Below are 11,932 nucleotides of genomic sequence, written 5' to 3'. Positions count from 1 at the left end.
TTACCTCACCAACTAGCTAATGCGCCGCGGGCCCATCCTGTAGCGATAGCAGAACCATCTTTCAACTTCAAAACATGTATTTCGAAGTATTATTCGGTATTAGCCCCGGTTTCCCGGAGTTATCCCCATCTACAGGGCAGGTTGCCCACGTGTTACTCACCCGTCCGCCGCTAGCGTAAATCTGGTGCAAGCACCAAAGATACGCCCGCTCGACTTGCATGTATTAGGCACGCCGCCAGCGTTCGTCCTGAGCCAGGATCAAACTCTCCATAAAAAGAATTTGAGTAAGCTCAAATTTTTGCTGGCATCTTTTTGATGTCCAAAATTGTGTTTCATCTATTCAATGAAACTTTATTCATTCACGTATTGCTTGTTCAGTTTTCAAGGTTCATTTCGTTTCATTGTCGCGTTATCTCATGGCGACTTTATCATAATAGCATCATTCATTCATTAAAGTCAACACTTTTTCATAAATTTTTTATAGAAAACTATTTTCTATGCGAAACCCCATTAAATAAAGGAGGTTAAAAAATGCGTAAAACATTGCTATTACTAGCTTTGGCATTTTCAGTTCTATTATTTTATCAAAAAGAAATCTCCACTATTTTACCGACATTTAACGCGACGAATGAACCTGCAATTATTTCAAAAGGACATTATGGACAAACTTTAATTCTCGAAGTCACTTTTTCACATGAAGGTTTTGAAACTTGGCTTGAAGATCTGAAAGCTCCTTATCCTTTACTGCTACTCGACAGTGCTTGGATTGAACGTTCACCTTCAATGATTAAAATAATCAAAGACAAACGTATCCCAACCGCACTCCTCGGTCATAATAGTACAGATTATATCGATAATAAACTTTTAGAAGATGAAATCGCTCTTTATAAGAAACATTTTGATAGGGAGCCACTTTGGTTTATGACGAAGGATTATATGTTTTCAGAGGATTTAAAGCAACATATATTTAGTCACCGAATCAACATGCTTGCACCAACAGTCCTTTGGCATAAAGACCTTTCTATCGAAGAAGGCATGATTGTTTCGGTTCCTGTACATGTAGATTCCTCCATTGATTTTGAACAGCTCACTTTATTTATGCAACAAAATCCTGTTGTTTCTATAGAAGAAAATTTATTTGGCTATCAGTTAAAGACAAAAAAGTTTCCTCAATAAAAAAAACGATGGTGAATACTATGCCTCACCATCGTTTTTTAATTTTGGGCAGCCTGCTTACGTGCTTTACGGCGCTCCTCTAATTTTTTGCGGTCTTCCTCAGACTTAGCGTTGTATTTAGGTAACATTAACAATTGGTATGCATTAACTGCGAGTAATGGGAATAATAATAAGGCAACATATGTGTTTATATTATCTTGACGTCCCATTAAAGCAATAATCCATTCTAATGATGTAATAACAATCATGAAAAATATAGAAGGAATTAATACATGTTTTTTACCTGTCATTTTTACTTTTTGAACAGCTGTTGCGATTGCACCGAATACTAAAACCAATAGTAAACCAATGTAAAATAGCCAATCCTTCGTCGTTTCTGCTCCTGGTGCAAAACGGAAAATCACTAAATCTACTATCACAACTACAATTAATAACATTTGTACCCAATTCCATAACGTTAACGTACGGAAAATATTAACACCTACTTGGTGCAACGTTAAATAACCAAAATATCCTGCTTGTGCAATAACACTCATTGTGAAACCTAATAAAATCATCCATGCGAAAGCAGCGATGAACTCGCCGAATTCTCCAGCTTTTAAGTATGGTTGAAAGAAATCCCAGCGTATAAAAAGACTTGCGATGGCTGTTACGCCGCCACCAATTAATAGCGACATAAGGAAAAACTTAATCCAATTTCGTATTGTCACGACATAATGTCCCCCATTTTATATTTTCCATTCCCATTTTAGCAATGACGACATAAAAAAGCTAATACTCAATGAGTGCAATACATATTATTCGTAAAAATGTGAACAATAAATGAAAGAGCTTTACGATTAATTATACTTCGATTAACCTTTGCCTAATTTTTTCGAGCTTACGTATAAAAGCTTTTAACATCCGCCGCAAATTTATTTTGATTCGGCGGGTATTAAGACACTCGCTGAACTAAATAGCAAAGTATGCTGTTCCATCTCCTTATGAATGATGGGAACCTTCTACTGAATAAAGATGAAAGGACGGATAAATAATGTATCGAATTGGACTTATTATTTTTTCTGTAATCCTACTTGCTGGATGCACCGAGTCAAAATCAGCCACATTATCATACGATGAAGTGAAAAAAATCATGGTTGACTCCATACAAACTGAGGATGGGAAAAAGGCTATTCGCCAAATACTGGAGGATCCAAAGTTTCGCGAGTTACTCGTACTCGATAGCGACGAAGTAAAGCAAGCTACAGAGAAAACGTTATTATCCAAAGAAGCAGAGGAATTTTGGAAAAAAACATTTCAGGACCCAAAGTTTAAAGAGGCTATCGCTAAAAGCATGCAGGAGCAACAAGAGACAATTTTAAAAGGACTAATGAAGGACGCATCCTATCAGGAGGATTTACAGTCGTTTTTTGGACAAACAGAAATGCAAAAGCAACTTGAGACTATTTTAAAAAGCGCACCACTTCGTAAACAAATGGAACAGATAGTGATGGATACGATTGACAATCCTTTATTGCAATCAAAGTGGCAGCAATTAATTATTCAAAATGGGGAAATTAGTAGCTCTGGTGATTCTGAATCGAAAAAATCAAAGGATGACAGTAAAGACAAAAGTAATGAAGAGCAAAAACAATAGCTCTTTTATGATACTCAAAATAAATTACACCTTAGCATGTTATTGCTCTGATTTTTTAATCTCCCTTAGCGGAAATTCTTAAACTTAGACGAGGTTCATTTTAAAAATCTGCTCATGGGGAGCAAAAACAAATAAAGGGGAAGTATCAAGAAAGTTTTACTCTTTCCTGATACCACCCCTTTTATCGTTATTTTTTTAACTTATCTACAATTTGACGAGCGATTTCCAAATAAATTTGCCCTGTTGGATGATCTTCTGCATAAATAGATGGAGCAAAGTCCTCCTCTGTCCAGTCAGGCTGTCCTAGTGGAATTTGACCTAGTAACTCTGTACGTAATTCATCCGCTAATTTCGGCCCCCCACCGCGACCGAAGACGAATTCTTTCTCACCTGATTTTGATTCATACCATGCCATATTTTCAATAACCCCTAAAATATCATGGTTCGTTTGAAGTGCCATCGCGCCTGCTCGTGCTGCTACAAATGCTGCTGTTGGGTGTGGTGTCGTTACAACGATTTCTTTTGAAGACGGTAACATTTGATGAATATCTAATGCCACATCCCCTGTACCTGGCGGTAAATCTAATAATAAGTAATCAAGCTCTCCCCACTCTACATCTCGGAAAAACTGATCTAACACTTTACCTAGCATTGGACCACGCCATACGATTGGTGCATTGTTTTCAACAAAGAAGCCCATTGAAATAACTTTTACACCCATGCGTTCAACTGGATAAATGCGGTTGTCCTTCACAACAGGCATTTCTCCTATACCCATCATATCTGGCACGCTAAAACCATAAATATCAGCATCGATTAGCCCTACCTTTTTACCAAGGCGTGTTAACGCAACAGCCATATTTACTGATACTGTTGATTTCCCTACCCCACCTTTACCAGAGGCGATAGAAATAAATTGTACGGTTGATAATGGTGATAAAATATCTTGCGCCTGTGCTTCATTTGCTTGCCCACGGAATGCTTCTAAAGCTTCGGCTGATAGCTCCTCAAAGCGAATACCTACAGATTGTGCACCATTTTCTTTCAGCACCTCAACAATTTTCATTTGAAGTGTCATTTGCTCAGGTGTATTTGTTTTCGCAATTGCGATTTTTACGCTAACGTGTCCTTTTTCTTCTTTAATATTAACGTTTACAATACCGTTCGTTTCCGCTAATGTTTTATGTAAAAAAGGATCTTGTAGTTGTCCCAACAATTCTCTGACTTGTTGTTCGTTCATTTCGTAAAACACTCCCCTATTTTTATATCCACCTAGTAGTATAACACACCCATCGTTGCAATATAGCTATTGGAGTTCCATGAGATAGTAGTTCTCAATACCGCGCACAATGGCCATAGCCATTTTTTCTTGATAGCCTGCATCCGACAATAATGCCCGCTCTTCATCATTGCTTAAAAAACCCGTTTCCACTAACACCGCCGGCACTTGCGCCTTTTTTAATAAATAAACTTCCTTAATCGATAATGCTTCGCGGTCTGTATTTTGTAAATGCTCCCGGATAGAATCTTGAATTGTTTTTGCTAAAAGCTCACCACGAGCATCGCCTTCCTTATGATAAAACACTTGTGCACCGCGCCATTTACTGTTTGGGATTGCATTAGCATGAATCGTAATAAATAAATCCGGTTGCTGCTTTTGAACAATTGTTTCACGTAAAAAGATATCTTGCTTTTTACGCTCGCGTAATGTTGGGAATTGCTCATTTGGTGCATGCTCAGCTAGTACATCCTCGTCTGTTGTACGAGTCATAATCACCTCTGCACCTAATCTCTTTAGCTGACGAGCAACCTTTTCAGTAATTGCCAGCGTAATATTTTTTTCAACAACATCACCTTTAGAAGCGCCGCCATCAATTCCACCATGTCCTGCATCAAGCACTATCTTCACCCCACCTAATGGCTCAGGCAAAAAAAAGCGCTTATCGGAGGCACTTGTTTCATAAACGACAATCATCATACAGCTAAACATAATAACAATTAGCGCTAACCAACGCTTCATATACACACCACCTTTGACTTACTATACGCAAAAGTGGACGTGCGTATGCGTTCAAAAAGGACGTGTCTGAAAAGTCCTTTCTAGACACGTCCCTATAATTGAAAAAGCTTTATTTTTTAAGCTTATCCTTGTCATTTATCCCTTCGCCCACCATTTCAATTAGTTTCATTGGGATATTAAAATGCTTTTCTTCAAGATGAAATTCCATTAGTTTATTCTCATCGTCAGATTTCAATTCTTTTACTTCTTGATGAAGGGCTTCCATTTTTCTATCTAGTTCAGTAGCAGCTAAAGCAGCCTCTTTTAATTCTGCTGTCAGCCTTTCTGGAACAACATTGTCGTATTTATAATAAATTTTATGCTCCAAGCTCGCCCAAAAATCCATTGCAATCGTTCGAATTTGAATTTCTACGTAAACCTTTTCCTCTCTATCTGACATAAATACGGGTACTTTCACGATTAAATGTAGGCTTTGATAGCCGTTCTTTTTCGGATTTTCAATATAATCCTTGCACTCTACTAACTCAATATCCTTTTGATTACACAGCATTTCCTTAATGCGATAAATATCCGATCTGAACGAACAAGTAATACGAATACCCGCAATATCTCGCATACTCTCTTTTATTGCTGGTAAGGTTGGCTCCATATTTTTTCTAACGATTTTCCCTAAAATACTTTCAGGTGATTTTAAGCGCGAAGAAGTATGCTCGATAGGATTATAATCATGAATAAATTGAAATTCCTCTTTTAAAATGCTAATTTTCGTATTTACTTCATCTAATGCAAATTTATAAACAAGCATAAATCTTTTTAGTTCATCTGCCATAGCTTTTAGTTTGTTTATTTGGATATTAGTATTCATTGTTTCACCTTCTACTTAGTAAGTTCATCTGCTATTTATTTTACTGGATATGTTGTGTAATAAGCGAATGAAAACTATTTACAATTACTCAGCAGTCTTTATTGCACTGCGATTTATTTGAACACTTAGCAATTTACGCTTTGATTTCATTTGGTGCCACCTTTATTAAACATCATTTCATTGTATTCACTCGATTGCCCTTTCGAAATGCTCAAGCTTTGCCATTCATCCTTTTGTATCTGTTTCGCAATAAAAATAATTTGTCCCACATGCATTGCATAGTGAGCAAGCTGTCTTTCGATTGCATCGATTACGGTGTGTGCTTCTCCGCGAATATATATCGTTGTTAGAAGCTGCTCTGCAGGAATTTGTTCAAGAGCATGAAATAAAATGTTCCAGCCTTTTTCCCACAGTGCGAATAATTCTTCATTCGTAGCCATTGTATCCATAAATTCCTCATCTCGATTTCGATAAGGCTTTTCGCCATCACTTGTCAAAAAATCAGTCCATCTTGAAATCATATTTCCACTCAAATGGCGAATTAATATAGATATACTGTTTGATGATTCATGAAGCGTCCAATGAAGACCTTCCTCAGATAATTGAGCAATAGCTTTATCTCCTAAATCCTTTAAGCTTTTAAATCGCGCATGAATAATCGTCAAATAGACTTTTCCAAATTCCAACATCATCACTCCCTCTCAGATTTTATATTCAGAATAAACTAAAAATATCATTTTGGATAGCTAACACTCAAGGTAAGAAAACAAAAGGAAATATGTCCACTTCTTATACACAATAAATGAAAACGGCTATCAGGTTTCCCCAATAGCCATTTTCGTTTATTCCTTCAGTGCCTCGACTACTTTGCGTTTCCAATGTAGGAACTCTTCACTCAAGAATAATTGTTCATCGCGTGGACGCTTAAAAGGAACTTTAATCGACGCTTTTACAGTTGCTGGATTTGTAGATAATATAATTACATGATCCGATAAAAAAAGTGCTTCTTCAATATCATGTGTAATAAATAAAATGGATTTATCGTACGCTTCCCATGTTTTCAATAGCCACTGCTGCATCTCTTTTTTCGTGAAAGAGTCGAGTGCAGAAAATGGCTCGTCTAAACAGATTAGTGGTTGCGGACTAAGTAAAGCACGAACAAATGCTACCCGTTGCTTCATTCCGCCCGATAATTGACTCGGATAGGCCTGAATCATCTCGCCTAAATTGGCTTTTTGCAATAAGTCAATCGCCTTTGCCTCATCTGCTATTCCTGCCAACTCACTTCCAAGCATTGCATTTTGCAATACCGTTCGCCAAGGAAAAAGCGAGGGACTTTGGGGCATATAGCTCATGTGTCCACTTTGATTTGTAATATCGCGATTATTTAATAGTATATTTCCTTGCTCAGGTTTTAAAATGCCACCAATTAAATGAAATAAAGTACTTTTCCCGCTACCAGATGGTCCTAGTATCGAAACAAATTCCCCGTTCTCAACAGTGAAGGAAACATCAGACAAAATCTTTTTCTCCCCAAAAGAGTGATGAAGTTGCTGAATTTGTAAAGTCATTGTGCTCCCTCATTTCGTTTCCAGCGCGTAAACCATTTTTCAAGTGCTAAAAATAGACCGAAAAAGGCTAGGCTCAAAATAATTGTGACGACAATAGCAACGAAAACGCGCGATGTCCGGTAAGAAGAAGCGGATAATGTCATAAATACCCCAATCCCCTTTTGCGCACCTAACCATTCCGCTACAACCGCCGTCATCACACTGTAGGTTGCAGCAATTTTTATACCTGAAAAAATACTTGGCACCGCATCAGGCAATTGCAATTTAAAAAACGTTTGCTTTTTTGTTGCCCCCATCATTTGCATATAATGCATCAAATCACGGTTTGTTTGTCCAAATCCATCAAGCGTTGCAATCGTGATTGGAAAGAAAGCGGTCATGGCAATAATTAAATATTTCGGGAAATCCCCTAGTCCAAACCAAATCATAAAAAGCGGTGCTAATACGATGGTTGGGATGTTTTGAGAAATAATGAGAAATGGCATCACGATCTCTCGTGCCGTTGGAAAAATATGTAGCAATGTCGCAACGATAATGCCTAGCACAATGGCTGACGAGAAGCCAACTAAGACTAGCTTAATCGTCGCCAGCATATGTGGTAAAAAGGCCGGAAAAACAATAACCATTTCCTGTGCAATCGTAGAAGGTGCGGGTAATAACCACACCTCAATTTGAAATAACTTCGTTGCCAATTCCCAAAGAGCAATTGCAATCAAAAGTGCAAGAGCTGGTTTCCATAGACTTTTGATTTTCATAACTGCTTCCTCACTTCATAGCATTTGTAATAAATTCATTGTTAAATGCTTTTTGAATGTCTACTCCTTCAATAATCTGATTCTTAATCATAAAGTTCGCGTAGTTCTCCCAACGGCTCGCTTCTTGAATACCCCAAGCCTCTGCTCCTTCTTTATAACGAGGAGATAACCATTCCTGACTGCGCTTCACAAGCTCTGGATTAAGGTCTGGTTCCGCCGCAATTAAAATATCTGCCGCTTCTTCAGGATTGTTAATCGCAAACTCATAACCTTTAAATACAGCGTTAATAAATGCTTGCACCGTTTCAGGATTTTTTTCAATCATTTCATCACTTGTAATAATAAGTGGCGAATACGTATCTAGCTCTGGCGCATAATCAGCTGATTGAATAAAGTTCATATCCGCGCCTCGAATTTCTCCTTCAATACCAGTCCATGCATAAAAAATACTAACAAAATCAATATCTCGTTCCATAGCGATAAAATAATCTGTATTGCCGACCTGAACCATATTTATTTTCGAAGCATCTCCACCTTCTTTGTCCATAATCGCTTGTAGAGAGGCTTTTTCTAATTCCGAACCATAGGCACCATATACACGCCCCTCAAAATCTTTAGGCGTTTTAATGCCTTTTGATTTCGGTGTGTAATAACCACTCGTATCGTTTTGGATAATCGCAGCGACTGAAACAATCGGGATGTTTTCTGAACGCGCTTGTGTTACTTGACTTTGGAAGCTAATCCCGAACTGCCCTTTTCCTGAGCCGATAATTTGCTCCGTGCTTACCTCGCCTGGCAGCATAATTTCAACATCTAAACCTTCTTCTTCAAAATAGCCTTTTTCCTTTGCTACATAAATTCCTGTATGATTTGTATTCGGCGTCCAATCTAAGAACAGTTGAACTTTTTCGTTACCTTCACTTTCTTTCGACTGGCATCCTACTAAAAGAAGGAGCAGCGCTAGAAATGGCAAACATCTTATAATTGCTTTCATTAAAATATCCCCCTGTTATAGCTTCACTTTCTCATCACGTTCTGATAACCATGTTTCAAATGTATATGACATTTCCCAAAATGCTAATTCATATTCCTTTGCGATAATAAATTGCTCTTTAATTTTCTCTTTTTCTTTTTCACTCATACCCTCTACAAGTGAATTCAATAAATCAATTTGCGTTTGTGTCGCTTCTTGGAACCAGTCACTCGCATACGTAGCAAGCCAGTTGCGATAAATTTCAGTCTCTGGATTAGCATGCTCGTATTTCTTTCCAATATCCGCGTATAGCCAATAGCATGGCAACATAGCTGAAATAACATATGCTAAATTTCCAAACATTGTCGAACGATACAGATGTGATGTGTAGCCATAGGCTGTCGGTGCTGGTTTAAAGTTTTCCATATCCTCTTCTGTAATGTTCAAAATCTTCGCATGCTGCTCATGTACGCCTAATTCAGCTTGAGCAGTTCTGCTTGCTGTTTCTGCAAGCAGTGAAGTAATCGCAAAATCATCCGCTTGAGCTGCTGCTAACGCATGCACCTTTGCATAATGATTTAAATAATAGATATCTTGTAAAATATAATTTTTAAATATTTCAAAAGGCAAATCCCCCTTAACGATTCCCTGAACGAATGGGTGATTCAAGCTTTTCTCCCAACTCTCCTTTGTTGCTAAACGTAATTCATCAGTAAATTTCATAAAAAAACCCTCCTAATTTGTTCTTTTTCTAAAAGGAACACATAGGAGGGGGTTGTTTTAAAATGAAATGTTATAAATAAAAAAGTAACAAGTTCATTTCCCATCTACTTCCCTCCGCTCGTACTAACAAGATCAGGTTCTAAGAGTAAGTCTCAGCCATCAATTTGGCACCCCTAGTAGAAAAAGAATTATTATTTAATTTCTAGTACATCATAACGTATAAAAATAAATTGTCAAATGTTTTTGAAATAATCTATTCATTTAATTGAGAAATATTATCATTTATACTATGATAGATACGTAATATATAATTAACTAAGGAGAAATATAATGCAAATATACTGGACTAAAATAAACAAAATTATTGATGAAACATCTGAAGTTAAAACGTACATGCTTGATTGTCCTGAAGGTTTCACATGGCAAGAAGGCTCACACACTCATTTTGCATTAAAAGGCTTTAATGCGGGAGAGAAACCAAATCGTAGCTTGATTCGCCATATGTCCATTTCCACTTTACCGAACGAAAACTCGATCGGTATCACAACGCGCATCAAAGAAAATTGCTCAGAATTCAAATCGATTTTAAAAAACCTTGGGATTGGCAGTGAAGTAGCAATCTTTAAAACACATTCAAATGTACCACTTAAGCGAGAAGATAAAAATATTTACCTATTGTCATCAGGTGTCGGTCTAGCAACATTTAGGCCACTCGTGCTGGATTATTTCGAACGTGCTGACAATGTTAAGCAAATTCATTCTTTAAATATTGATTCATCAAAGGATTTCTTATTCCCAAACATTTTTACATCTGCCCCTGACAAGAAGTTCGTATCACAGTTCGTCGATAATCGTAAAGACTACTATGAAGAAGTGAAAAACCTTGCTACAGATAAGGATGGGCTCTTCTATGTTGTCGGTAGCGATGAATTCCTTATACAGAACATTGAACTACTACGTGAGCAAGGCATCGTGCCGGAACAGATTATAGTAGACAAGCACGAGCAACAAAGATCTGAGTTTTTATCTAAGTAGGTTACCACATCCCCACTCAGAAAAGCCTTTGGAAAACATTTTTTCAAAGGCTTTTTAGCGTTGATATTTAATCAATTCACAACGTTTACTATCTTTACTCGTAATGTTAATATATTTCCCTTCAAATCAAAAAGTCACAGATTATACCTTAGTTTTGGTTCCAATCTCTTTTTAACAAAGAAAAGGAATAATGGTCATAATATTTTCCCCTAAATAAATGCTTATCCCTATATATTCCCTCATTTACAAATCCGAGTTTTTCTAATAACTTCGTAGAGTTCACGTTATCTAAAGCAACATAAGCATTAATTCTATTCAATTTCATATGATTAAAGCCACTATTAATTGCACTAGTTAAAGCCTCTTTCATATAGCCTTGTCCCCAATATTCATGCCATAAATCGTAGCCTATTTCAGCAATATTGTTCATTCTGTCCCAATTATCATATCCACATGTTCCAATTGGTTCTTGGGCAGCACCTTTTTTGACTAATACCCAACGATTGTGTCTCTTTTCTTCTGGATCTTTATTCCATTCAACAAACTCTATTGCATCATTTCTACTAAATAATTCTTCATCATATAAAAATTCGCACACTCTTTCATCACTAAAAAGCTTATAAATAAAATCGACATCCTCATTATTTACATTTCGCAATAACAATCTATCTGTTTCTAAATTCGGAAATTTTTTTTGTTCTATCATTTTAACGCCCCCTAATCATTTATTAAATTTATCCTCCCCGGATAACTGAATTCTCTATCATACTATGTATTGGAAAAGCTAAATCAAAGTTATAAAATTCTTCTCACCATCTTGAAAAACAACCTTTGACAGTTATCTACCAATATATTCTCTAACCAAAAATCACGATGTAATCTACCTATTTACCTACCTAATTCTGTTAAAACATTGGCATTCCATTGATTTCGTGTAAGTGTTTACTAGGAGCAGATTCATAAAAAACATTTAACACTTTCTAGTTATTAAGAATTACCCTTTCTACTAATTTACCATTTAGCGGGGTTATTGCAAGTGATGCACCTAATTCTTCTTTATAATAAATATTGCATATGTATCAAGGCGATCAGATCAAATTAATATTCAAACAACACAAAATTATTATCTAGAATTAATGCATAAAAAAAGCACCAGCAAGATGCTGATGCTTTAAATC

Annotated in this window: 13 protein-coding genes, 1 rRNA gene and 1 riboswitch; of the genes, 3 read left to right on the top strand and 11 right to left on the bottom strand. The window is 36.7% G+C overall.

From position 1 onward, the window contains the following. Positions 1-274 (bottom strand): 16S ribosomal RNA (locus TY13_RS17520); the annotation flags it as partial. 257 nt (positions 275-531) lie between these two features. Here TY13_RS17520 and TY13_RS17515 point away from each other — a divergent pair. Next, positions 532-1,176: a hypothetical protein gene (locus TY13_RS17515; protein WP_042478698.1), complete on the top strand. Its 645-nt coding sequence runs from the start codon at positions 532-534 to the stop codon at positions 1,174-1,176. Between the two features lie 38 nt (positions 1,177-1,214). On the opposite strand, the gene TY13_RS17510 is transcribed toward TY13_RS17515, so the two are convergent. Further along, a complete protein-coding gene (locus TY13_RS17510) occupies positions 1,215-1,886 on the bottom strand; it encodes a KinB-signaling pathway activation protein (protein WP_042478695.1) in 672 nt (223 codons plus the stop codon). A 323-nt stretch (positions 1,887-2,209) separates the two neighbouring features. Here TY13_RS17510 and gerD point away from each other — a divergent pair, with 323 nt between their 5' ends. Further along, a complete protein-coding gene (gene gerD / locus TY13_RS17505; protein WP_042478694.1) occupies positions 2,210-2,812 on the top strand; it encodes a spore germination lipoprotein GerD in 603 nt (200 codons plus the stop codon). A 187-nt stretch (positions 2,813-2,999) separates the two neighbouring features. Here gerD and TY13_RS17500 read toward each other — a convergent pair whose 3' ends face one another. From TY13_RS17500 to tenA, 8 genes are all read right to left on the bottom strand, one after another. Then, the gene (locus TY13_RS17500; protein ID WP_042478693.1) at positions 3,000-4,052 is read right to left on the bottom strand and encodes a P-loop NTPase; all 1,053 of its coding nucleotides are present in this window, start codon (positions 4,050-4,052) and stop codon (positions 3,000-3,002) included. A gap of 66 nt (positions 4,053-4,118) precedes the next feature. Further along, the gene (locus TY13_RS17495) at positions 4,119-4,832 is read right to left on the bottom strand and encodes an N-acetylmuramoyl-L-alanine amidase (protein WP_042478692.1); all 714 of its coding nucleotides are present in this window, start codon (positions 4,830-4,832) and stop codon (positions 4,119-4,121) included. 109 nt (positions 4,833-4,941) lie between these two features. Next, the gene (locus TY13_RS17490; protein ID WP_042478690.1) at positions 4,942-5,697 is read right to left on the bottom strand and encodes a GTP pyrophosphokinase; all 756 of its coding nucleotides are present in this window, start codon (positions 5,695-5,697) and stop codon (positions 4,942-4,944) included. 146 nt (positions 5,698-5,843) lie between these two features. Next, complete coding sequence (locus TY13_RS17485) at positions 5,844-6,389, bottom strand: DUF1572 family protein (protein WP_326586448.1); 546 nt, start codon at positions 6,387-6,389, stop codon at positions 5,844-5,846. Between the two features lie 150 nt (positions 6,390-6,539). Next, a complete protein-coding gene (locus tag TY13_RS17480; RefSeq protein ID WP_042478687.1) occupies positions 6,540-7,268 on the bottom strand; it encodes an ABC transporter ATP-binding protein in 729 nt (242 codons plus the stop codon). Then, positions 7,265-8,023 (bottom strand): ABC transporter permease, encoded by a 759-nt coding sequence (locus TY13_RS17475; protein ID WP_042478685.1) that lies wholly within the window; start codon positions 8,021-8,023, stop codon positions 7,265-7,267. Before TY13_RS17475 ends, TY13_RS17480 begins: the two co-directional genes overlap by 4 nt. A gap of 10 nt (positions 8,024-8,033) precedes the next feature. Then, positions 8,034-9,017: an ABC transporter substrate-binding protein gene (locus TY13_RS17470; protein ID WP_042478684.1), complete on the bottom strand. Its 984-nt coding sequence runs from the start codon at positions 9,015-9,017 to the stop codon at positions 8,034-8,036. Between the two features lie 15 nt (positions 9,018-9,032). Then, positions 9,033-9,719, bottom strand: coding sequence for a thiaminase II (gene tenA, locus TY13_RS17465; RefSeq protein ID WP_042478683.1), 687 nt, complete (start codon positions 9,717-9,719; stop codon positions 9,033-9,035). A gap of 92 nt (positions 9,720-9,811) precedes the next feature. Beyond that, a riboswitch (TPP riboswitch) is annotated at positions 9,812-9,904 on the bottom strand. Positions 9,905-10,049: 145 nt separating this feature from the next. On the opposite strand from tenA, the gene TY13_RS17460 reads away from it, so the two are divergent. Continuing rightward, the gene (locus TY13_RS17460; protein ID WP_042478681.1) at positions 10,050-10,754 is read left to right on the top strand and encodes a bifunctional nitric oxide dioxygenase/dihydropteridine reductase 2; all 705 of its coding nucleotides are present in this window, start codon (positions 10,050-10,052) and stop codon (positions 10,752-10,754) included. Positions 10,755-10,902: 148 nt separating this feature from the next. Here TY13_RS17460 and TY13_RS17455 read toward each other — a convergent pair whose 3' ends face one another. After that, the gene (locus TY13_RS17455) at positions 10,903-11,460 is read right to left on the bottom strand and encodes a GNAT family N-acetyltransferase (RefSeq protein WP_042478680.1); all 558 of its coding nucleotides are present in this window, start codon (positions 11,458-11,460) and stop codon (positions 10,903-10,905) included. Positions 11,461-11,932 lie beyond the last annotated feature (472 nt).

The organism is Bacillus ndiopicus (assembly GCF_000612805.1).
Lineage (GTDB): Bacteria > Bacillota > Bacilli > Bacillales_A > Planococcaceae > Metasolibacillus > Metasolibacillus ndiopicus.
Note: the sequence above shows the minus strand (reverse complement) of the source record. Positions and strands in the feature narration are given on the sequence as shown.

What these genes read in the sequence shown, in the direction of transcription:
- TY13_RS17515 (WP_042478698.1), top strand. Translation starts at nt 532, where the DNA reads ATGCGTAAAACATTGCTATTACTAGCTTTGGCATTTTCAGTTCTATTA.
- gerD (WP_042478694.1), top strand. Translation starts at nt 2,210, where the DNA reads ATGTATCGAATTGGACTTATTATTTTTTCTGTAATCCTACTTGCTGGA.
- TY13_RS17500 (WP_042478693.1), bottom strand. Translation starts at nt 4,052, where the DNA reads ATGAACGAACAACAAGTCAGAGAATTGTTGGGACAACTACAAGATCCT.
- TY13_RS17495 (WP_042478692.1), bottom strand. Translation starts at nt 4,832, where the DNA reads ATGAAGCGTTGGTTAGCGCTAATTGTTATTATGTTTAGCTGTATGATG.
- TY13_RS17490 (WP_042478690.1), bottom strand. Translation starts at nt 5,697, where the DNA reads ATGAATACTAATATCCAAATAAACAAACTAAAAGCTATGGCAGATGAA.
- TY13_RS17485 (WP_326586448.1), bottom strand. Translation starts at nt 6,389, where the DNA reads ATGATGTTGGAATTTGGAAAAGTCTATTTGACGATTATTCATGCGCGA.
- TY13_RS17480 (WP_042478687.1), bottom strand. Translation starts at nt 7,268, where the DNA reads ATGACTTTACAAATTCAGCAACTTCATCACTCTTTTGGGGAGAAAAAG.
- TY13_RS17475 (WP_042478685.1), bottom strand. Translation starts at nt 8,023, where the DNA reads ATGAAAATCAAAAGTCTATGGAAACCAGCTCTTGCACTTTTGATTGCA.
- TY13_RS17470 (WP_042478684.1), bottom strand. Translation starts at nt 9,017, where the DNA reads ATGAAAGCAATTATAAGATGTTTGCCATTTCTAGCGCTGCTCCTTCTT.
- tenA (WP_042478683.1), bottom strand. Translation starts at nt 9,719, where the DNA reads ATGAAATTTACTGATGAATTACGTTTAGCAACAAAGGAGAGTTGGGAG.
- TY13_RS17460 (WP_042478681.1), top strand. Translation starts at nt 10,050, where the DNA reads ATGCAAATATACTGGACTAAAATAAACAAAATTATTGATGAAACATCT.
- TY13_RS17455 (WP_042478680.1), bottom strand. Translation starts at nt 11,460, where the DNA reads ATGATAGAACAAAAAAAATTTCCGAATTTAGAAACAGATAGATTGTTA.